Raw genomic sequence first — 19160 nt, forward strand, 5'->3', positions numbered from 1 at the left:
TCCAACCATTGGAGAACCTCATGGCCGTATCCATCGTTACCGCCGACCAGAGATTGTCGGCGGCCGGCAACAAGACATCGTTCTGCATTTTCGGCCCACCCGGCGTGGGCAAAACCTCGCTGCTGAAGACCCTGCCGCCCGACCATGCCGTCTGTATCGACCTGGAAGCGGGCATGAAGTCGGTCCAGGACTGGCCCGGTGTCAGCATCCCGGTGCGCAGCTTCGGCGATTTCCGCGATCTGGCCGTGCTGATCGGCGGCATCGACCCGTCCGCCGATCCCAATGGCCATTACAGCGCGGGTCACCACCAGCATGTCTCGGCACAGTACCAAGGGACCGGCGTTCTCGAACTGCTGGCCAGCTGCTCCATCATCTTCGTGGATTCCATCACCGACCTGACCCGCCAGGCCATGGCCTTCGCCAAGCGCCAGCCCGAGGCGTTCTCGGAACGCACCGGCAAGCCCGACGTGCGCGGGGCCTACGGCCTGCTGGGGCGCGAGGTAATCCAGGCCCTGAAGCATCTCCAGCACGCCTCCGGCAAGACCGTGATCTTCGTCGGTGTGCTGGAGAAGGTCACCGACGAATTCAACGCCTCCGCCTGGCAGCCGCAGATGGAGGGATCGAAGGCTGGACGAGAACTACCCGGCATCGTCGATCAGGTCATCTCTATGCATCTGTTCGCCGAAGATGAAACCGACGGGTGGAGGCTGGATGAAAAGGCCACCAACCGCCGTCTGGTTTGCCAATCCGGCAATCCTTATGGCTTGCCCGCCAAGGACCGTTCCGGCCGCCTGGACGTGACCGAGCCGCCCGATCTGGGGGCATTGCTGTCCAAGATCAACCGCGTTTCCGCCTGAACCCAGGAGACTTTCCCATGTCCTATGATTTCAACGACGCCCAGCCGCAGATGATGCCCTCGGGCGAACTGATCCCCGACGGCACCTTCGCCAAGATCCGCATGACCATCCGTCCCGGCGGCGTTAACGGTTCGACGCCCATGGATGCCGGGTTGCTGAAGGCGGCGGCCGAAAGCGACGCCAAGATGCTGGATTGCGAATTCACCGTGGTCGAAGGCCAGTTCGTGCGGCGCAAGTTCTGGCAGAATTTCACGGTGGCGGGCGGCAAGGTTGATGACAAGGGCCAGTCCAAGGGCTGGAATATCTCGAAGGCGTCGTTCCGCGCCATGGTCGATAGCGCCTTGGGGCTGAACCCCAAGGACATGAGCGACGCTGCCAAGGCCAAGCGTGTCCTGCAGGGCCTGAAGCAGCTGGACGGCATCACCTTCGCCGCCCGCCTCATGGTGGAACCGGCCAGCGACCCCAAGTACCACGACCAGAATCGGCTGGCCAATGTGGTGCTGCCCGGCGAGCCGCAATACGAGGCGGTGATGAAGGGTGAGGCGGTGGAGCCGGAACCCATCAACGCCAAGCCGCGCAAGCCCAGCACCAATGCCGCCGCCGGGACGAACGCCCCGGCCTGGGCCACCGATGCCGCCCCGGCACAGTCGTCCCAGCAGCAAGCCGGTGTGCCATGGACCCAGCAGCCCCCGGCGCAACAGCCGCAATCCGCCGCCCAGGCCCAGCCCACTGCGGCTGGTCCCGCTTGGCTCAACGGTTGACCGGGACGGCGCCTGCTATGACCGACGATGAATGGCAGGCGCATGTCACGCGACAGGCGGCAAAGGCAATCGGCGAATGGCTCGAAGCCCGCGGAAAACTGCACCAGCCCATAAGGGTTCTCGCCCTGTGGGAACTGGAGGCCATGGCCCAGGCCGCCATCAGCAGCTTCGTGGTGCTGGGCTGTTCCCGGATCAAGGACGAGCCGGGCCAGCACCCGGACCTGACCCGGTTCTTGCTGGCCTGAGCCTGTGCGCGATGTGCAACCGGGAAGCCAGGGGCTTTGGCTATGTCCATCGCCTGCGCCATGACCAATACCCATTCCATCGCTTCTGTTCCCGCCGCTGCCAGGACGCTGGAGCAAAGATTGCAGGGGATCATCACGGCATGATCGACAAAACCGCCCGCGAAACCCAGGCCATCAAGGATGCCCGCCCGCATTTCGCCGCGGCGCTGACGGCGTTGGGCCTGATGGAGCATTTCTTCAACTGCTCCGCCGCCGATATCGACCGGCTGATCGAATCCGCCGTTACCGGCTACGTCGAGTCCATGCAGCGCCAGGCTGGCGTTCAGGAGCGCAGCGGCCTTCCCTTCGACGATCCCATTCCGTTCTGAGGTTGCCGCCATGCTCGACCTCAACCATGGCTCCGGCTGTCAGTACCAGAAGCCCGACCGCGATCCCGGTATCACCATGGCGGTGAATGCCGCCATCGACCAGATGCTGGTCACCCGCAATCGCTCCCAGGTGGCCCGCCAGTATGTCAGCACCTCGGGGATCGGCCGGGAATGCCTGCGCCAGATTCAGTACGACTATCTGGCCGTGCCCAAGGACGAGGGCCGCGACTTCGAGCCTCCCACCTTACGGATTTTCGAGGCTGGCCACCGTGGTGAAGACGTGGTGGCGGCTTGGCTGAAGGCGGCCGGGTTCGATCTGCGCACCGAACGGCGCGACGGCAAGCAGTTTGGATTCGCGGTGCTGAATGGCTGCTTCAAGGGCCATATCGACGGCTGCCTGGTCGACGGCCCGGTGGCCATGGACTATCCCGCTTTGTGGGAGAACAAGGCGCTGGGCGTGTCGTCCTGGAAGGACGTGGTCAAGCGCGGCGTGGTGTTGTCCAAGCCGGTCTATGCCGCCCAGATCGCCCTCTATCAGGCGTACATGGATCTGCCCGCCCCGGCGCTGTTCACCGCGCTCAACCGCGACACCTGGGAAATCCACTGCGAGTTGGTGCCGTTCGACGCGGCCCTGGCGCAAGCCATGAGCGACAGGGCATTCCAGGTGGTGCAGGCCAGTGATGCCCAGGAATTGCTGCCCCGCGCCGCCGCCGCACGGACCTCGGTGGTCTGCCGTGGCGGCAAGACGGCGGCTGGCTGGCACTCCCCGTGTTCGTGGCAGGATCGCTGCTGGGCTTGTCGTGGATGATCGATCTCAACGACGTCTGGGAAGCATCAGCCCGTCATGACCTGGACGATATCCGCGACCGTTTGGCCGCCACCGCCCATGACTGGCTGCCGGGACTGTTCCCCAACGCCCGTCTGGCCCAGGATCGCCGGACGCTGCGTTGTGCCGATCTGTCGGGGCGGACGCCTCGCAAGGAAGGCTCCTGTATCCTGCATCTGACCGGCAGCCATGCCGGGTGGGGCTTCGATCACGCCACCGGGGAAAGCGCTGGTCCCATCGACCTGATCCATCACGCCACCGGCCTGTCGGAGCGGGACTTGTTCGAGGAGGCCGCCCGACTGGCCCGGCTGGATCTACCTGCACCGTCCCGTCCCAACAGCCCGAAGCCCACCCATGATCTGGAGGTGGCCCGTATCGTCGGCTCCACCCAACCGCTGGCCGGAACGGTGGGCGAGTCCTATCTCCGCTACCGTGGTATCGGCGATCCCCAATCGCCGGACCTGCTGTTCCACAATGATCTGGCCGATTTCGACAGCCGCCGCGGCTGGCCGGGGCTGGTGGGCATTGTCCGTGATGGCGCGGGGAATCCCACTGGCGGCATCCATCGCACCTTCTTGCTGGAGGACGGTTCGGGCAAGGCTCCGCCGGGCAAAAAGATGCTCGGCCCCATTGCAGGCGGCAGCGTGCGCCTTGCGCCCATTCCCGCCGACGGCCACCTCGGCATCGGCGAGGGCATCGAAACCGCCCTGTCGGCCTGGGCCATCTTCGGCATTCCCACCTGGGCGGCCCTGTCGGCGGGAAATTTGCGCGACTGGCAGTGGCCGGATGGTATCCGCCGCGTCACCATCTTTGCCGATGCCGGCGAGGCCGGTCAGCAGGCCGCCGCCGCCCTGGCCGAACAGCTCACCGCCGCCAGCATCCCGCCCACCATCGTGTCGCCCTTGCACGGAGATGATTTCAACGACGACCTGCGCAAAGGCGTTGTTGCCAGGGATTACGCCCCGGCCCCAACCGTCACCGAGCCGATGCCGTTCGACTTCACCATGCTGTACGATACCGCCCTGGCGCTGACCTTCCCGCCCGACATGGGCAGTCTCGCCAAGCTGCTGGGTAATCTGGCCCAAGCCCGCCTCGATCCGGTGGAAGAGCGTCAGGTACTGGTGGCCATCAAGGCCACCACCCGCATCCCGGTTTCGGTGACGGAAAAGCAGATCCGCAGCCTCCGTCGCCAGGGAAGCTCCGCCAACGCCCCGACGGTTCAGCCAGCATGGTTTAGCCAACTTCGTACCAGCGCCGACGGCACGCCCGAGCGCAACGAGGCCAACGTCATCACCGCCTTGTCCTGCGACGAAGCCTTTGCCGGGGCGCTGGTGTTCGACGAATTCCGTCAGGAGATCATGGTCAATCGGCCATTGCCCTGGGACGATGGTAGTCCTGTCCCTCGTCCATGGGCCGAGGCCGACAATGTTCGTTGTGCCGAATGGCTTCAGCGCCGTGAGGTCAATGTCTCCCCCCTGGTAGTCGCCCGCAGCATCGGCGCCGTGGCCCGCGATATCACCATCCATCCGGTGCGCGAGTATCTCACCGGCCTACAATGGGACGGCACCCGCCGCCTGGAAAGTTGGGCCGTCGCCCATCTGGGCGCCACCGACACCCGGCTCAACCAGGCATTCGGCTCGCTGTGGATGATCTCCGCCATCGCTCGGATCATGGCCCCTGGGGCCAAGGTCGACCACATGCTGATTCTGGAAGGCCCCCAAGGCGCCAAGAAGTCCACCGCGCTGAAGATTCTGGCGGGAGGCGACTGGTTCACCGACGAACTGGCCGAGATCGGTAGCAAGGACGCCGCCCAGCAGATGCGCGGCGTCTGGATCATCGAGATTGCTGAACTGGACGCCATCGGCCGAGCCGAGGTGTCCCGCATCAAGTCGTTCCTGACCCGCACGGTCGACCGCTACCGCCCACCCTATGAGCGTTACGTCATCGACGTGCCGCGCCAGTGCGTATTCGCGGGCAGCGTTAATCCCGACACCTATCTGCGCGACGAGACCGGCAACCGCCGCTTCTGGCCCATCCGTTGCGGCCAGATCGACCTGGAGGCGATCCGCCGCGACCGCGACCAGCTTTGGGCCGAGGCTATGACCCTGTACAGCCAGGGCGCCATCTGGTGGCTAGACGATCCCGAATTGATCGCCTTGGCCCGCGCCGAGCAGGAAGAGCGGTACCAGGGCGATGCCTGGGACGGCTTGATCGACCGCTGGCTGGCCTTTGACAAGGAGCGGGTCAATTACGGCTATGGCGCCTACGACGACTGGCGCGAGGTGGAGGTCGCCCGATCCGAACCGCTCACCGACGTATCGGTCGGCGAGATCCTGCGGAACGCCATCGGCATAGAGCCGGGCCGATGGACCCGTGCCGACCAGATGCGGGTCACCGCCTATCTGAAGGCCCAAGGCTGGACCCGATACCAAGCCAGGGTGGGCGAAAGAGCCACGGGCTCCAGGGAATGGCGATATACCCGCGCGACGGGATAGCGTTACTCCTCGGCTGATCGAGACACTGGTCGACTACAAGCCAATAGCTTACGCCCGGCCTTCCTGATCGGCGGCACGAAGCGGTACAAGATGATGGTGGCCACTGCGGTTCCAGCCACCGTCCTATCGAACAGGAAATGGCCGATCGGTAGATCCTGCTGTCCGGCCTCGATATTCAGCAAGGTGAAGATTGCCGTGATCGCCAGCGCGGGGAAAACCACGACATAGAGAAGCCAGACCCACTCTCCCACCATGGGGTAGTCGTTCGTATAGGCATCACCTTCCCTGGAAAAGGCGGTGAACTTCATATCCGTCGTGCCATCATCCCCATAAAGCATGCCGAGACGCTTTTCAAGGTCATGCAGGTACGGATATTGCCGCTCAACCTGAACGCAAGCTTGGGAGTACCTGAGCAGCAGCGCAAGGAACATGGCCCATGTTGCGCTGACAATCGCATGCCAGGGCAATGCCACAACTTTGAGCTTCAAGCCTGTTGAACTGGGCTCGGCGAGCGCCTCACGTAACTCCACCGGGTGTCCAACTTCCAAGAACAGAACGCCGAGCACCGCGATTACAATTAGGAACAGCAAGTCGCGTTCCTTCTCCCGCTCCCGCTGGAGGGCGAACGTGTCTTTGTAATGTTCGTGGAGGGTCTTGAGCTGGTCGTCGGACATCCGTTCAGTTCCCCAGAACCTCTTCCAGGGCACTCCTGTTGAAGCTGTGAATCCAGGTGACGCCCTGCCCAAGGAGGGCCGGGGTCGAGTAGGACCGGTCAAGCTTCACCGCAATGATCGGCTTCCTGAGTTCGACGGCCTTTTTGATCTCCCACAGCTGCCAATTGATCTCACCGATCTTCGCCCGGTTACGATGGGGAGCGTTGATGTGCTCCCCGACTATGACCAGCATATGGGTCGCCTGGCTGATTTTGGTGGTCAGCACCGCCTTGATCCTATCGACCTGGTCGCTCTGGATCTCGCTGGGCGTCATGTCGGCGAAGTCGATGTCGATGTTGGGGTTGCCAGCAAAGGCATTGAGCAATGCCCGATAATGCCGGTCATTGTCGAAATCGAAGCTGACCACCACACGCTTCTTCGCCATCTTCTTTCTCCGCCTTGATCTGCGACGCGGCGAGCGGTGCTGCGTCTTCGCTTCCAGTAAGCCCGAGGCGGCAACGATCAAAGCCCCGAGTATCAATCTGATCATTAGACTGCCTGACATAATGTCGGACGCAATGCAATTATAGCGCGTCATATTCCGAAATATAGTGGCAAATTTCTCCAGTGCATGGATTGGGCCACCATATGTGGTGTTTGAAAAGGGCGTGACGATGGATGCCAACGGTGGTCACCAACCCCCAGTGACGTTGGTGACAGGTTGGTGACCTGAAAAGCATCATCCTTTCAATTGGTTGACATGCCTTGTCACCAACCTTCTCTGGTCACCAACGGGGTAAAAGCTATAAGGGCCAAGAAAAAATTACGCACGAAAGGTTGATGGTGAAGCGGCCGATGCCATCTATGATGTTCTTTTTATTTTGGCTGAGAGAGCGTTCACACCCGGTTGGTGACATGTGACCGGCAAGCCATCACGGCATCAACGATCTGATTCTGAACGACGATTCCCGTCACCAACCTTGCATGGAGGGCAAATGTTCGCCGCTGTTTTCTCCGGCATACGATCTTCTTCGATGGCGGCGAATTGTTGTTGAGAACCTCACACCCGGTTGTTAGCCTCCCCCTCGACCAAAGCCGAAGGCCCACAGACTCGTGAGCCTTCATCATGACCACTATTCTCGCCCTTGATCTGGGCACCACCACCGGCTGGGCCATGTGCCTGGCCGATGGTTCCATTGTTTCCGGCACCATGGAATTCAAACCTGGCCGCTATGAAGGCGGCGGGATGCGCTTCCTTCGTTTCCGATCATGGCTCGACCACCTGCTGAATGGCGCCAAGGCAATCGACCTCCTGCATTTCGAGGAAGTCCGCCGCCACGCCGGGACCGATGCCGCCCACATCTATGGCGGCTTTCTCGCCCATCTCACCGCTTGGTGCGAATTGAAAAGCATCCCGTACCAGGGTGTGCCGGTCGGGACCATCAAGCGGCACGTCACCGGCAAGGGCAATGCGGGCAAGGAAGCGGTGATCGCCGCCATGCGATCCAAGGGTTTCAATCCCGAGGACGACAACGAGGCCGATGCCCTGGCCATCCTGTCCTGGGCCACCGACACCCAGGGAGGCAACCAATGAACTGGACGCCCACCCTGGTCGAAGAGCGTCTCGCCGAAGCCGCCGACACCCTGCGCCGTTTGCCCGAAGCCAAGGTCCAGGGCCACGCCAGCACTTGGCCACCCTACATCCAGGAAAGCTTGTCTGCCGAAGACGCGACGTTTCGCCGTCCGCCTCCCTCTGCCGCCGCGATCACCCGGATGGACGAAGCCCTGCCGTGGCTCCAGCAGCTTGATCAGGTCGATGCCAAGATCGTCTGGCTGCGGGCTAAAGGGAAGCCGTGGAAGATCGTCTGCTGGAATGTCGGCCTATCCCGCGCCACCGCCCACCGGCACTGGATGTTCGCCCTGTGCCTGATTTCCTGGAAGCTAAACGGCAAGCGCATCCCCAAGAACATCTCCCTGCGGCAGATACTTGATGTTCGTAAGATGCAGTAAAGCAAGAAATGAGACGCTTTACTGCATGACCGAAGAGGCCAAATTGAGGTAATTGTTATTCATGCTCACGAGGGGCGGCAAACACGATCATTTAATGATCTGCCGCCCCGGTCGGGCGAAAGATTAGAACAAGCCAAGGCGAGGCGGCGCGGATATCGCGGTTCCTCCCCGGCACTTCCCCTATGCGGGCGGCAACAGTGCCGAACTTCGCTAGCGTCAGCCGAAAAATCTAGGTTTCCACTCCGGTTTCCAGTTTCCAGCCCAAAGGCGCGCTTGTCCAACGACAGCGCGCCTTTCACGTTCCCGGCTGAGTGGAAACCTGGGTGGAAACCACTGCCGGAAACCTGATCGGGTTTCCACCGGCAGGTTTCCAGTTTCCACCTGATCCAGGTTTCCATCGCCATGCAGCTTGTCCATCCCGAGCCGGGTCTCCCGGCGGTCGGCTTGATGCCGCACGTCCAGGGGCTGGTTTACGGCTCGGTGTGCAGCGGAATCGAGGCGGCAACGGCGGCGTGGGAGCCGTTGGGCTGGCAAGCGGCGTTCTTCGCCGAGATCGAGCCGTTCCCGTCCACCGTGCTGGCGCACCGCTATCCCGCCATTCCCAATCTTGGCGACATGACCGCCATCGACGGTTTGGCGTGGCGGGGCAAGATCGACGTGTTGGTGGGCGGCACGCCCTGCCAGGCGTTCTCGGTGGCGGGCTTGCGCAAGTCGCTGGATGACGCCCGTGGCAACCTTGCCCTCACATTCGTGGAACTCGCCGATGCCATCGATCCAGCTTGGGTTATTTGGGAAAACGTCCCCGGAGTTTTGTCCACCCGTGACAACGCCTTCGGATGCCTTCTGGGCGGACTGGCCGGAGAAGATGGTCCGGTCGTCCCGCCAGGGAGAAAATGGTCGGACGCTGGTGTTGTCGTTGGACCCGCGCGCACAGTCGCGTGGCGGGTGCTCGACGCCCAATATTTCGGCTTGGCCCAACGACGCCGTCGTGTGTTCGTTATCGCAGGTGCTGGAGACCGGGCCGATCCCGTCCAAGTACTTTTTGAGCGCGAAGGCGTGCGCCGGGATCATCCGCCGCGCCGAGAAGCGGAACAAGGTCTTGCCCCCACGCTTGATGCTCGCGCTGGCCGAAGCGGCGAGACGTCATTCGCCACCAGCGGCGGGCTGATCGCCGAGGCGTTCGGCGGCAACAATACCGCTGGCCCCATCGACGTCGCCACCGCGCTCAATGCCTGCGCCTCGGCCAGCGGGCGAATGGATTTCGAGAGCGAGACCTTCGTCGCCACCACCTTGCGGGCCCGCGACCTGTCCCGTGGCGTCGACAGCGACTGTACCGATACGCTGATCGCCCACACCCTGCGGGCTAAGGCGAATCTCGCCCATCGGCCCGACATCGATACCCTGGTCACCCATTCCCTACGGGGCGAAGGCTTCGATGCTTCGGAAGATGGGACCGGACGTGGCACTCCGCTGGTGCCTGTGGCGATCCCAATTCAGGAGGCCGGTGCCCGCACCGGAATCAGCACCACCGATCCCCGTGCCGGAATCGGCATCGGCGGTGACGGCGACCCCATGTTCACGTTGCAGGCGGGCAAGCAGCACGCCGTGGCGTTCAACCTGCGTGGCCGCGACGGTGGAGCGCAGGCTGAGATTGATGCCGATAACATCGCCAGTCTGCGGGCGGCCAGCGGCGGCTCCAGCCGCAGCTATGTGGCCTTCGCCCAAAATCAGCGGGACGAAGTTCGGACCCTGGATGTTGCAGGCGCCTTGGCGGCGGAGCCGGGAACCAAACAGCAGACATACGTGGCGTTCGACTGCAAGGCCAGTGCGGGGTTTCAGTCCGTCACAACGGATGGTGTCGTTCCCACACTGCGGGCGATGAATGCTCAAGGCAGGGAGAATGGTGGGGGGCAGTTGGCGGTCACCGTTCCGCTGGATTTGCGGAATGCCCTGCGGGATGCCGAAAAATTCGATGCCATGAACCGCCAGGGGCTTGGCATCGGTGACGATGGCGATCCCGCGCCGACACTGTCTCGGGAGCATTCCCACGGCGTTATCGCCGATCTTGCCGTCCGCCGCCTGACGCCCCGCGAATGCGAGCGGCTCCAGGGCTTCTCCGACGATTACACCCAGATCCTCTGGCGCAAGAAGGCCGCCGAGGATTGTCCCGACGGGCCACGCTACCGGGCGCTGGGTAATTCCATGGCCGTGCCGGTGATGCGCTGGATCGGGCGCCGCATCCAGGCGGCTGGACAACGGCCATGACCCGCAATCCCTATCGCATTGACGGTCCGGCGCTGGTGTCGTTCTCGGGTGGGCGCACGTCCGGCTACATGCTGCGCCAGATTCTGGACGCCCATGACGGCCAACTGCCCGAGGACATCCATGTGGTGTTCTTCAATACCGGGCGGGAATTCGAGCAGACCCTGCGCTTCGTCCACGAATGTTCGGTGCGCTGGTCGGTTCCGATCACCTGGCTGGAATTCGATCCCGCCGAGCCGTTCGACACCAGCGTGGTCGGCTACAACAGCGCGGCCCGCGACGGCGAGCCCTTCGAGAAGATCATCAAGGTCCGGGGCTTCCTGCCCAACCCGACCATGCGGCTCTGCACCCATTACCTCAAGGTCAAGCGCGGTATCGCCTTCATGCGCGACATGCGGGGCTACCCGGAATGGATCAACGTCGTCGGCCTGCGCCATGACGAACCCCGCCGGGTCGCCCGCCAGAAGGCCATGAACGAAGCCGGCAAGGAGCGGTTCGAGACCATCCTGCCGCTGGATCAGGCCAAGGTCAGCCGCCAGGACGTTTCGGCCTTCTGGAAGCGCCAGCCCTTCGACCTCGGTCTGCCCGACAACAACGGCAAGACGCCGCTGGGCAATTGCGACCTCTGCTACATGAAGGGAGCGGCCACCATCAAGGGGATCATGCGCCTGTTCCCCGAACGGGCCAGATGGTGGATCGACATGGAGCGCAACGCCCCAGCGCTCGGCACCCTGACCAAACCGGAGATGGCGCTGTTCCGCGCCGACCGGCCCAGCTACCGCGAATTGCTCAATTTCGTCCGCCGCCAGCGGGATTTCGAGGGCGGTCCATCCGATGACTGCCTGCCCTGCGATTGCACGGACTGACCATGACCCATCCGCTTCCCGACACGGTCGAGGCTTGGCCCATCGACCGGCTGATCCCCTATGGCCGCAATGCGCGAACCCATTCGGACAGCCAGGTCGCCCAGATCGCCGCCAGCATGGTCGAGTTCGGCTGGACCAATCCGGTGCTGGCCGACAGCAAGGGCAACGTCATCGCCGGGCATGGCCGACTGGCCGCCGCCAAGTCCCTGGGGCTGGACACAGTGCCGGTGGTGATCCTCGACCATCTGACCGAGGCCCAGCGCCGCGCCTACATCCTGGCCGACAACAAGCTGGCCCTGAATGCTGGCTGGGACGACGAGACCCTGGCGGCGGAACTGCACGCGCTCAATGCCGAGGGCTACGACCTGGATCTGATCGGCTTCTCCGCCGAGGAACTGGATGCCCTGATGGCTCCCCTCGACGACGAGGGCAACGGCCAGGGTGAAGGCGACGAAGACGAAATCCCGGAACCGCCCGCCGATCCGGTGGCGCGGCCCGGCGATCTGTGGATCTTGGGCCGACACCGCCTGCTGTGCGGCGACAGCACCAATGCCACCGATGTGGAGCGCCTGCTGGCCGAGGCCACGCCGCACCTGATGGTGACCGATCCGCCTTACGGGGTGGAGTACGACCCAGATTGGCGAAATCAGGCCGGGGTGTCGTCCACCTCGCGCACCGGCAAGGTGGCCAACGATGATCGGGCCGACTGGCGGGAAGCCTGGGCGCTGTTCCCCGGCGAGGTGGCCTATGTCTGGCATTCGGCCATCTACACCAGGACGGTGGCCGACAGCCTGGAAGCCAACGACTTCAAGCTCCGCGCCCAGATCATCTGGTCGAAGAACCGCTTCGTCCTGGGCCGGGGTGATTATCACTGGCAGCACGAACCTTGCTGGTATGCGGTGCGCAAGACCGGCACTGGCCATTGGCAGGGCGCACGGGATCAGGCCACCATCTGGACCATCGGCAACAATGGTGATGAGGATGAAGCCACGGTCCACGGCACCCAGAAGCCGGTGGAATGCATGCGCCGCCCGATCCTCAACAACAGCGCCGAGGGCGAGGCGGTCTACGAGCCGTTCGCGGGCAGCGGCACCACGGTGATCGCGGCGGAAACCACCGGCCGCATCTGCTTCGCCATGGAACTGAACCCGGCCTATGCCGACGTGATCGTCGGGCGATGGCAGAAGCTAACCGGGCAGAAGGCCGTGCTGAACGGCGATGGCCGGAGCTTCGAGGAAATCGCCGCGGGGAAAGCGGTCAGCGCCGAGTGATCCGGCGCAGGGAATGCTGGTACTTGGCGTCGGAGGGCTTCCAGTCAAGCGGCTTGCAGCCGAGGCGCAGGTCGCGTTCCCAGAATTCAAGGATCTGTTGGTTGGAATAGCCCTTGCCCCGGAAGTATTCGAAGTCGCTTTGCGACCACTGCGGATGGGCCTTCAGGGCGGCGGTGGGGCGGACGGTCAGGGCCATACTACTTGCCCTCCCGTCCAGCGTTGTAGGCCGCTTCCAGGGCCTTCTTGATCTGCCAAACCGCCAGTTCGTGGAAGTCCAGACGGTCGCTCTTGCGGGTGTCCAGGGTCTCCAGGTCGAGGATCTGGGTGGCGATCTCGGTCAGGGCTTGGTCTCGGGTCTTCATGGTGTCGGCCTCCGTTTTGGTGAAGCCACTAACGCTCTGTTTCGGCTGCTTATCAAGCCGGTTAATCATGCAATTTCAAGGCTGTAACGTGATGCGCCAATCCCGCCGCATGTCCCTGGCCGAGGCCGCCGCCAACGTGGTGATCGGCTACGGTATCGCCGTCGCCACCCAGGTGGTGGTGTTTCCGGTCTTCGGCATTCACATCACCCTGGCCGATGATCTGCGGATTGGTCTGGTCTTCGCCGTGGTCTCGATTCTCCGGTCCTACGCTCTGCGGCGACTGTTCGAGGTTTGCCGCCGCTGATCCGGCCGACTTGGAATCGAGACGGCGGGCGGCTACTCTTTCGGTCCACAATTTCCGAGGGGAAGAGCATCATGAGTAAATCCGCCATGTCCAAGGCCATCCGCCAAGCCGCCGGTTGCAGCGTCGCCCAGGCCGATGCTGCCGTCGAAGCGGCGCTGGCCGCTATCGTCGATGGCGTCAAGACCGAGGGCCGCTTCAGCCTCATCGGTTTCGGCTCCTTCTCGAAGTCGGAACGCCCGGCCCGTCAGGGGCGCAATCCTCGGACCGGCAAGACCATCGACATTGCCGCCTCGACCTCGATCAAGTTCAGCACCTCGGCGGCTTTGAAGAAGTCGCTGTAAGTCATGGCCGTCGATCCCGAGCATGTGGCCCGCGCCGCGAATGATCTGATGGGTCACTATGGTCAGGCCGCTCTCGATGTGGCCAGGAAGCAAGCTGAACGCGCGTCGAGGGCCGGTGACATGCCGGCCCTCGATCAAGCCCTGATGGTGCTGACCGAAATCGAGCGCCATCAGGCGGTTTCGTCCACACCGGTGACGTAGGCGTCGGCCTTGTTCCAAGACCCTTCGTCGATCTCCCACTCGGCGTCGGTGCTGTTGAACAGCTTCTCGAAGGCGGTGACCTCGGCCTGCTGGGGTGTTTCGGCCTCGACCTCGACCGTGGTGCTTTCGGTGACGTCGCGGGTGATGATGACGCTGTAGTGGGGCATGGCCGTTTGCCTCAATCCTGGATTTTGTAAATACGGCCGCGGCCTTCGATCTTCTCGCTGATGACCTCAAGCCCCAGCTTTTTCTTCAAGGCTCCGGCGATGGCGCCGCGCACCGTGTGGGGCTGCCAACCAAACTCGGCTGTGATCTCGGCGATGCTGGCGCCTTCGGGCCGCTTCAGCATGGCGATCAGGGCTTCCTGTTTGCTGCCCTGGCGGGTCTTGCGGACGCGCTGCACTTCCTCGGCCTCGTCCGGGCTGCTGTCGGCCTCCGTCACCGGGGTTTTCGGCTGGTCGGCCATGTCTGTCGCCGGTTCTTCTTCCGGGGCGGTGTCCGCGTCCGTGTCGGCCCCCATGCCCAACGCCTCGTAGGCGGCGGGCGTGGCCCGCAGGGTGAGCGGGGTGCCGTCCTCGTCCTCACGCCACACCGGTTGGCTGGGTTCGGCGAGGATTTCCTCGGCCAATTCCTTCTTGATCAGACTGATCAGCACCACCTTCACCGCGCCGCCCTTCAAGGCGGCGGTGATCGGTAGCACGAAGCCGCCTTCGCGGGCGCAAGCGGCGGAGAGGATGACGGCCTGGGTGTCGGAAAGCTGGGTCATGAGGTGGTCCTCCAAGGATGGCGCTGGACTGTCCCGCGCCTGTACCACCTGAAGCCCCGCCAGCCTGAAGCCGGTCGGAGCCTGCCCCCGCGAAGGCGGGGGGCGGAAGGGAAAAACCGCTGATCAGGTGGCGAATTCGCCTTCCTGGAAGGCGCTGTCGCTGATGGCCTTCAGCATCTCCGCGTAGTGGGTCATGGTCCCGGCGTGGCCCCAATTGATCTCGTCGGGCGTCCAGTTGAAGTGCTCGGCGCTTAAGGTCTGCAACCGGGCCAGCATGGCGTCGAATTCGGCCTTCTTGGCGAGAAAGGCGTCCAGGGCTTTGGTGTTGTCGGTGCGCTTCATCGTGGTGTCCTCCGGTGTTCGTGGGGCCATTCATCGCTCTGTCGGTCCCACGTATCAACAGGTTAAGCGTCTCATTTCATTGCTTATTTCAGCGGAAATCGATCATGGGATTATCCGTCCGCGAATACGCGCGCAGGCGTGGCGTCAGCCATACCGCCGTGCGCAAGGCGGTGCAGACGGGCCGGATTCCCCAGGAACCCGACGGCACCATCGACCCGGTGAAGGCCGACGCCGCCTGGGATGCCCAGACCGATCCTGGCCGGAAGGCGACGACGGCCCCGAAGCCGGTCATTGAAGCGCCGATTGCCCCGGCACCTAAGCCCCAGCGCGAAACCACCCCGGCTGTTCCGGCCGCCGCTGGGGCCACCTTCGCCCAGGCCCGCACCGCCCACGAAGTCGCCAAGGCCCAGAAAGCCCGCATCCAGGTGGATCGCCTCAAGGACGAGGTGGTCGACCGGGCGCGGGCCACCGCCCTGGTGTTCAAGCTGGCCCGACAGGAACGGGATGCCTGGATCACTTGGCCCGCCAGGGTGGCCGGGCAGATGGCGGCGGAGATCGGCATCGACCCGCATGTGATGCAGACCCTGCTGGAAGCCCATGTCCACGCCCATCTCGACGAACTCGCCGCCATCGAGCCGAACTTCCGATGACGCATTTGGGTTCCGTGGGGCCGACGCTGTGCTGCTGGCATGGCAAGACGGGGTGCGCCCCGATCCGCGCCTGACCGTCTCCCAATGGGCCGACCAGCACCGCATGCTATCGAGCCGGGCCTCGGCCGAACCGGGGCGGTATCGGACCAATCGCACGCCCTATATGCGCGACATCATGGACGCGCTGTCGCCCACCAGCCCGGTGCAGCGGGTGGTGTTCATGAAGGCGGCGCAGGTGGGGGCGACCGAGGCGGGATGCTGCTTCATCGGTTTCGTCATCCACCATGCGCCGGGGCCGATGCTGTGCGTCCAGCCCACCGTGGAGATGGCCAAACGGGCGTCGCGCCAGCGCATCGATCCGCTGATCGACGAAAGCCCGGCCATCCGGGAACGGGTCAAACCGGCCCGCGCGCGGGATGCTGGCAACACCATGCTGTCGAAGGATTTTCCCGGCGGCACCTTGGTGCTGACCGGGGCCAACAGCGCGGTGGGCCTGCGCTCCATGCCCGCCCGCTACCTGTTTCTCGACGAGGTGGACGCCTATCCGGCTTCCGCCGACGAGGAGGGTGACCCGGTCGGTCTGGCCGAGGCCCGCTCGCTGACCTTCGCCCATCGGCGGAAGGCGTTCCTGGCCTCGACGCCCACCATTCGCGGCCTGTCGCGCATTGAGCGGGAATACGAGGCATCCGACCAGCGCCGCTTCTTCGTGCCGTGCCCCCATTGCGGAGCCATGCAGTGGCTGAAATTCGAACGGCTGAAATGGGACAGGGGCCAGCCGGGCAGCGTCCGTTACGTCTGCGAATCCTGCGACCACGACATCGCGGAGCACCACAAGGGGGGCATGCTGGCTGCGGGCGAGTGGCGGGCCACCGCCATCGCCTCTGATCCCGGCACCGTCGGCTTTCACATCTCGGCGCTGTATTCGCCGCCGGGCTGGCAGTCGTGGCGCGACATCGCCCGCCTGTGGGAGGCCGCCCAGGGCAATGACGACGCGCTGCGGGTGTTCAAGAACACCGTGCTGGGGGAAACCTGGGTTGAATCCGGCGAGGCCCCCGACTGGCAGCGGCTCTACGACCGCCGCAAGACCTGGACCAACGGCATTGTGCCGGCGGGCGGGTTGTTCCTCACCGCCGGAGCCGACGTCCAAAAGGATCGCGTCGAGATCGACGTCTGGGCCTGGGGCCGTGGCCTGGAAAGCTGGCTGATCGACCACATCGTCATCGACGGTGGGCCGGAAAAAGCCGAGACCTGGGAGGCTTTGGAACAGGTATTGGCGAAGATCTGGCCCCATGCCAGCGGTATCGGCCTGAAGATCGCTCGTCTGGCCATCGACAGCGGCTATGAAACCTCGGCGGTCTATAGCTGGGGCCGCAAAATGGGCGTTGGTCAGGTATCTCCCATCAAGGGTGTCGAGGGTTTCAACCGGTCATCGCCGGTTTCCGGCCCCACCTATGTGGATGCGACCGAGGGCGGCAAGAAGATTCGCCGTGGCGCCCGCCTCTGGACGGTGGCGGTGTCCACCTTCAAGGCGGAAACCTACCGGTTTCTCCGTCTGGAGCGCCCCACCGACGAAGAATTGGCCGAAGGAGTCCGTTACCCGGCCGGAACGGTGCATCTGCCATCGTGGGCAGACTCGGAATGGTGCAAGCAGTTCGTCGCCGAGCAGCTGGTGACGGTCAAGAACCGCCGCGGCTTCACCAAGCTGGAATGGCAGAAGCTCAGGGAGCGCAATGAGGCGCTGGATTGCCGGGTTTATGCCCGTGCCGCCGCCTGGATCGCCGGGGCCGACCGCTGGCCCGAGGCCAAGTGGCGCGATCTGGAAGCACAACTGGCCATATCCGAGTTGGCCCAAGCCGAAGAACCCCAGGCGGGCCAGATCCGCCGCCCCCAGACCCGCCGCTCTCGGCGGGTTTTTCATTCCAGCTATATGGGCTGATCCCGATGACCCTCGACGAGATGAAGGCCGAGCGCGAGCGCGTGCTGGCGCGGCGCAACTCGCTGGTGGCCCGCGTCACCGTGGGCGACCGCACCGTCCAGTATGATCTGACCCAGGCCAATCAGGTGCTGGCCGATCTCGACCGCCGTATCGCCCTGGCCGAGGGCAAGGGGCGCCGTCGTCGCATCCTGACCGTGGCCAGCAAGGGGCTGTGACCATGTTGTCGGCCCTGCGCCGCAAGGTGGGCGCCTTTATCGGCGGCTTCGAGGCGGGCATGAGCAACCGCCGCCTCAAGGGCTTCCAGCCCAGCCGCGCCCATCTCAACACCCTGATCGCCGCCGCCGGGTCGGACATCACGGCGCGCGCCCGCCATCTGGTCCGCAACAACGGTTATGCCGCCAACGCCATCGAAAGCTGGGCGGGCAATGTGGTCGGCGCCGGCATCAAGCCGTCCTCGCTGATCGCCGACGCCACCCTGAAGGCGGCGGTGCAGAAGCTGTGGCTGGCCTGGACCGACGAATCCGATGCCGAGGGGCTGACCGATTTCTATGGCCAGCAGCGGCGCGCCGCCAGGGAGGTGTTCATCGCCGGGGAGGTGTTCTTCCGCTTCCGCCCGCGTCGGCCCGAGGACGGCCTGTCGGTGCCGCTGCAATTGCAGATGCTGCCCTCGGAAATGCTGCCGCTGACCCGGAACCAGACCCTGCCCGGCGGCAATGTCATCCGTCAGGGCATCGAGTTCGATCGCATCGGCCGCCGCGTCGCCTATCATTTCCTGCGCCGCCATCCCGGTGACTGCACCGATCCCGGCATGGCTGGGGAAACCGTCCGCGTCCCGGCTTCCGAAATCATCCATGTGATGGACCCAGTGGATGCTGGGCAGTTGCGCGGCGTGTCGCGCTTTGCCCCGGCCATCGTGAAACTGTTCCTGCTCGACCAGTACGACGATGCCGAACTGGACCGCAAGAAGGTGGCGGCCATGTACGCGCTGTTCGTCACCACACCGAGTCCGGGTGAGCCGTTCGACATCGCCGAGGACGGCGGCACCGGCGACCGGGTGATGGACGTCCAGCCCGGCCAGGTGGTGATGCTGGAACCGGGCGAGGAGATCCAGACCTCGGCCCCCGCCGATGTGGGTGGCTCCTACGAGGCGTTCCAGTACCGCACCCTGTTGCAGATCGCCGCCGCCCTGGGGGTGCCCTACGCCTACCTGTCCAACGACATGCTGAAGGCCAATTACTCTAACTCCCGGCTGGCCCTGCTGGAATTCCGCCGCCGCATCGACGCCTGGCAGCACGCGGTCATGGTCTACCAGCTTTGCCGGGCCGTCTGGCAGCGCTGGATGGATACCGCCGTGATGGCTGGCGCCCTGACCATCAAGGGCTATGAGCCCAACCGCGCCGGCTTCACTGCCTGTTCCTGGCTGCCGCCGAAATGGGACTGGGTCGATCCGCTCAAGGACGCCCGCGCCGAGATCGAGCAGATCGAGGCGGGTCTCAAGAGCCGCACCCAGGCCCTGGCCGAGCGCGGCTTCGACGCCGAGCAGGTGGATGCCGAAATAGCCGCCGACAAGGCCCGCGAACAGCGGCTGGGGCTGGTTCTCGGCACCCCGCCGATGCCGTCCGCACCGACACAGTAAGGACCACC

Annotated in this window: 25 protein-coding genes; 18 read left to right on the forward strand and 7 right to left on the reverse strand. The window is 64.2% G+C overall.

Going from position 1 to position 19160, the window contains the following annotated elements:
* Positions 1-20: 20 nt before the first annotated feature.
* The 6 genes from AMB_RS05830 to AMB_RS05855 all read left to right on the forward strand — a co-directional run bounded on the left by AMB_RS05830 (position 21) and on the right by AMB_RS05855 (position 5552).
* Complete coding sequence (locus AMB_RS05830; RefSeq protein WP_011383561.1) at positions 21-857, forward strand: ATP-binding protein; 837 nt, start codon at positions 21-23, stop codon at positions 855-857.
* 17 nt (positions 858-874) lie between these two features.
* Positions 875-1618, forward strand: a complete 744-nt coding sequence (locus tag AMB_RS05835; protein ID WP_011383562.1) for a hypothetical protein — start codon at positions 875-877, stop codon at positions 1616-1618.
* 17 nt (positions 1619-1635) lie between these two features.
* On the forward strand, positions 1636-1863 hold the full coding sequence (locus AMB_RS05840; protein WP_011383563.1) for a hypothetical protein: 228 nt from the start codon (positions 1636-1638) through the stop codon (positions 1861-1863).
* A gap of 140 nt (positions 1864-2003) precedes the next feature.
* A complete protein-coding gene (locus tag AMB_RS26315) occupies positions 2004-2231 on the forward strand; it encodes a DUF6511 domain-containing protein (RefSeq protein WP_231848996.1) in 228 nt (75 codons plus the stop codon).
* A 10-nt stretch (positions 2232-2241) separates the two neighbouring features.
* On the forward strand, positions 2242-3039 hold the full coding sequence (locus AMB_RS05850) for a hypothetical protein (RefSeq protein ID WP_011383565.1): 798 nt from the start codon (positions 2242-2244) through the stop codon (positions 3037-3039).
* The gene (locus AMB_RS05855; protein ID WP_231848997.1) at positions 3000-5552 is read left to right on the forward strand and encodes a VapE domain-containing protein; all 2553 of its coding nucleotides are present in this window, start codon (positions 3000-3002) and stop codon (positions 5550-5552) included. Before AMB_RS05850 ends, AMB_RS05855 begins: the two co-directional genes overlap by 40 nt.
* A 2-nt stretch (positions 5553-5554) precedes the next feature.
* Here the strand turns inward: AMB_RS05855 and AMB_RS05860 are convergent, their stop codons facing one another.
* Entirely contained in the window at positions 5555-6226 is a 672-nt protein-coding gene (locus AMB_RS05860) for a hypothetical protein (protein ID WP_011383567.1), read from the reverse strand.
* Positions 6227-6230: 4 nt separating this feature from the next.
* A complete protein-coding gene (locus AMB_RS25585; protein WP_043746159.1) occupies positions 6231-6650 on the reverse strand; it encodes a TIR domain-containing protein in 420 nt (139 codons plus the stop codon).
* 681 nt (positions 6651-7331) lie between these two features.
* Between AMB_RS25585 and AMB_RS05870 the strand changes: the two genes are divergently transcribed.
* The 5 genes from AMB_RS05870 (at position 7332) to AMB_RS05890 (ending at position 12614) form a co-directional block, all read left to right on the forward strand.
* Positions 7332-7799: a crossover junction endodeoxyribonuclease RuvC gene (locus AMB_RS05870; protein ID WP_011383569.1), complete on the forward strand. Its 468-nt coding sequence runs from the start codon at positions 7332-7334 to the stop codon at positions 7797-7799.
* A complete protein-coding gene (locus tag AMB_RS05875; RefSeq protein WP_011383570.1) occupies positions 7796-8215 on the forward strand; it encodes a DUF6362 family protein in 420 nt (139 codons plus the stop codon). Before AMB_RS05870 ends, AMB_RS05875 begins: the two co-directional genes overlap by 4 nt.
* Positions 8216-8617: 402 nt before the next feature.
* Complete coding sequence (locus AMB_RS05880; RefSeq protein WP_011383571.1) at positions 8618-10480, forward strand: DNA cytosine methyltransferase; 1863 nt, start codon at positions 8618-8620, stop codon at positions 10478-10480.
* On the forward strand, positions 10477-11343 hold the full coding sequence (locus AMB_RS05885; RefSeq protein WP_011383572.1) for a phosphoadenosine phosphosulfate reductase family protein: 867 nt from the start codon (positions 10477-10479) through the stop codon (positions 11341-11343). Before AMB_RS05880 ends, AMB_RS05885 begins: the two co-directional genes overlap by 4 nt.
* Positions 11344-11345: 2 nt before the next feature.
* The gene (locus AMB_RS05890) at positions 11346-12614 is read left to right on the forward strand and encodes a site-specific DNA-methyltransferase (protein ID WP_011383573.1); all 1269 of its coding nucleotides are present in this window, start codon (positions 11346-11348) and stop codon (positions 12612-12614) included.
* On the opposite strand, the gene AMB_RS05895 is transcribed toward AMB_RS05890, so the two are convergent.
* A complete protein-coding gene (locus tag AMB_RS05895; protein ID WP_011383574.1) occupies positions 12601-12810 on the reverse strand; it encodes a hypothetical protein in 210 nt (69 codons plus the stop codon). The two genes, AMB_RS05890 and AMB_RS05895, sit on opposite strands and share 14 nt — an antisense overlap.
* 1 nt (position 12811) lies before the next feature.
* Positions 12812-12976 (reverse strand): DUF6900 domain-containing protein, encoded by a 165-nt coding sequence (locus AMB_RS25885; RefSeq protein ID WP_173361892.1) that lies wholly within the window; start codon positions 12974-12976, stop codon positions 12812-12814.
* 91 nt (positions 12977-13067) lie between these two features.
* Here AMB_RS25885 and AMB_RS05900 point away from each other — a divergent pair, with 91 nt between their 5' ends.
* The 3 genes from AMB_RS05900 to AMB_RS05910 all read left to right on the forward strand — a co-directional run bounded on the left by AMB_RS05900 (position 13068) and on the right by AMB_RS05910 (position 13822).
* The gene (locus AMB_RS05900; RefSeq protein ID WP_043743562.1) at positions 13068-13280 is read left to right on the forward strand and encodes a DUF7220 family protein; all 213 of its coding nucleotides are present in this window, start codon (positions 13068-13070) and stop codon (positions 13278-13280) included.
* Between the two features lie 71 nt (positions 13281-13351).
* A complete protein-coding gene (locus tag AMB_RS05905) occupies positions 13352-13621 on the forward strand; it encodes an HU family DNA-binding protein (protein WP_011383576.1) in 270 nt (89 codons plus the stop codon).
* Positions 13622-13624: 3 nt separating this feature from the next.
* Positions 13625-13822 carry a hypothetical protein gene (locus AMB_RS05910; protein ID WP_011383577.1) on the forward strand — a complete coding sequence of 66 codons (198 nt, stop codon included), beginning with the start codon at positions 13625-13627 and terminating at the stop codon, positions 13820-13822.
* Here the strand turns inward: AMB_RS05910 and AMB_RS05915 are convergent.
* The 3 genes from AMB_RS05915 to AMB_RS05925 all read right to left on the reverse strand — a co-directional run bounded on the left by AMB_RS05915 (position 13792) and on the right by AMB_RS05925 (position 14930).
* Positions 13792-13989: a hypothetical protein gene (locus tag AMB_RS05915; RefSeq protein ID WP_011383578.1), complete on the reverse strand. Its 198-nt coding sequence runs from the start codon at positions 13987-13989 to the stop codon at positions 13792-13794. The two genes, AMB_RS05910 and AMB_RS05915, sit on opposite strands and share 31 nt — an antisense overlap.
* A gap of 11 nt (positions 13990-14000) precedes the next feature.
* Positions 14001-14588, reverse strand: a complete 588-nt coding sequence (locus tag AMB_RS05920) for a DUF3489 domain-containing protein (protein ID WP_043743564.1) — start codon at positions 14586-14588, stop codon at positions 14001-14003.
* A gap of 123 nt (positions 14589-14711) precedes the next feature.
* On the reverse strand, positions 14712-14930 hold the full coding sequence (locus tag AMB_RS05925; protein WP_011383580.1) for a hypothetical protein: 219 nt from the start codon (positions 14928-14930) through the stop codon (positions 14712-14714).
* A gap of 104 nt (positions 14931-15034) precedes the next feature.
* Here AMB_RS05925 and AMB_RS05930 point away from each other — a divergent pair, with 104 nt between their 5' ends.
* The 4 genes from AMB_RS05930 to AMB_RS05945 are packed head-to-tail and all read left to right on the forward strand — an operon-like array spanning position 15035 to position 19152.
* A complete protein-coding gene (locus tag AMB_RS05930) occupies positions 15035-15580 on the forward strand; it encodes a hypothetical protein (RefSeq protein WP_043743566.1) in 546 nt (181 codons plus the stop codon).
* Between the two features lie 28 nt (positions 15581-15608).
* Positions 15609-17516, forward strand: a complete 1908-nt coding sequence (locus tag AMB_RS05935; protein WP_322095841.1) for a phage terminase large subunit family protein — start codon at positions 15609-15611, stop codon at positions 17514-17516.
* A 5-nt stretch (positions 17517-17521) separates the two neighbouring features.
* Positions 17522-17731, forward strand: coding sequence for a phage head-tail joining protein (locus AMB_RS05940; protein WP_011383583.1), 210 nt, complete (start codon positions 17522-17524; stop codon positions 17729-17731).
* Between the two features lie 2 nt (positions 17732-17733).
* Positions 17734-19152 (forward strand): phage portal protein, encoded by a 1419-nt coding sequence (locus AMB_RS05945; protein ID WP_011383584.1) that lies wholly within the window; start codon positions 17734-17736, stop codon positions 19150-19152.
* Positions 19153-19160 lie beyond the last annotated feature (8 nt).

The organism is Paramagnetospirillum magneticum AMB-1 (genome assembly GCF_000009985.1).
Classification (GTDB): domain Bacteria; phylum Pseudomonadota; class Alphaproteobacteria; order Rhodospirillales; family Magnetospirillaceae; genus Phaeospirillum; species Phaeospirillum magneticum.

Coding starts and splice junctions, on each gene's coding strand:
- AMB_RS05905 (WP_011383576.1), top strand. CDS start 13,352: ATGAGTAAATCCGCCATGTCCAAGGCCATCCGCCAAGCCGCCGGTTGC.
- AMB_RS05840 (WP_011383563.1), top strand. CDS start 1,636: ATGACCGACGATGAATGGCAGGCGCATGTCACGCGACAGGCGGCAAAG.
- AMB_RS25585 (WP_043746159.1), bottom strand. CDS start 6,650: ATGGCGAAGAAGCGTGTGGTGGTCAGCTTCGATTTCGACAATGACCGG.
- AMB_RS05915 (WP_011383578.1), bottom strand. CDS start 13,989: ATGCCCCACTACAGCGTCATCATCACCCGCGACGTCACCGAAAGCACC.
- AMB_RS05900 (WP_043743562.1), top strand. CDS start 13,068: ATGCGCCAATCCCGCCGCATGTCCCTGGCCGAGGCCGCCGCCAACGTG.
- AMB_RS05930 (WP_043743566.1), top strand. CDS start 15,035: ATGGGATTATCCGTCCGCGAATACGCGCGCAGGCGTGGCGTCAGCCAT.
- AMB_RS05945 (WP_011383584.1), top strand. CDS start 17,734: ATGTTGTCGGCCCTGCGCCGCAAGGTGGGCGCCTTTATCGGCGGCTTC.
- AMB_RS05920 (WP_043743564.1), bottom strand. CDS start 14,588: ATGACCCAGCTTTCCGACACCCAGGCCGTCATCCTCTCCGCCGCTTGC.
- AMB_RS05885 (WP_011383572.1), top strand. CDS start 10,477: ATGACCCGCAATCCCTATCGCATTGACGGTCCGGCGCTGGTGTCGTTC.
- AMB_RS05830 (WP_011383561.1), top strand. CDS start 21: ATGGCCGTATCCATCGTTACCGCCGACCAGAGATTGTCGGCGGCCGGC.
- AMB_RS05890 (WP_011383573.1), top strand. CDS start 11,346: ATGACCCATCCGCTTCCCGACACGGTCGAGGCTTGGCCCATCGACCGG.
- AMB_RS05870 (WP_011383569.1), top strand. CDS start 7,332: ATGACCACTATTCTCGCCCTTGATCTGGGCACCACCACCGGCTGGGCC.
- AMB_RS26315 (WP_231848996.1), top strand. CDS start 2,004: ATGATCGACAAAACCGCCCGCGAAACCCAGGCCATCAAGGATGCCCGC.
- AMB_RS05910 (WP_011383577.1), top strand. CDS start 13,625: ATGGCCGTCGATCCCGAGCATGTGGCCCGCGCCGCGAATGATCTGATG.
- AMB_RS05860 (WP_011383567.1), bottom strand. CDS start 6,226: ATGTCCGACGACCAGCTCAAGACCCTCCACGAACATTACAAAGACACG.
- AMB_RS25885 (WP_173361892.1), bottom strand. CDS start 12,976: ATGAAGACCCGAGACCAAGCCCTGACCGAGATCGCCACCCAGATCCTC.
- AMB_RS05875 (WP_011383570.1), top strand. CDS start 7,796: ATGAACTGGACGCCCACCCTGGTCGAAGAGCGTCTCGCCGAAGCCGCC.
- AMB_RS05940 (WP_011383583.1), top strand. CDS start 17,522: ATGACCCTCGACGAGATGAAGGCCGAGCGCGAGCGCGTGCTGGCGCGG.
- AMB_RS05925 (WP_011383580.1), bottom strand. CDS start 14,930: ATGAAGCGCACCGACAACACCAAAGCCCTGGACGCCTTTCTCGCCAAG.
- AMB_RS05880 (WP_011383571.1), top strand. CDS start 8,618: ATGCAGCTTGTCCATCCCGAGCCGGGTCTCCCGGCGGTCGGCTTGATG.
- AMB_RS05895 (WP_011383574.1), bottom strand. CDS start 12,810: ATGGCCCTGACCGTCCGCCCCACCGCCGCCCTGAAGGCCCATCCGCAG.
- AMB_RS05835 (WP_011383562.1), top strand. CDS start 875: ATGTCCTATGATTTCAACGACGCCCAGCCGCAGATGATGCCCTCGGGC.
- AMB_RS05850 (WP_011383565.1), top strand. CDS start 2,242: ATGCTCGACCTCAACCATGGCTCCGGCTGTCAGTACCAGAAGCCCGAC.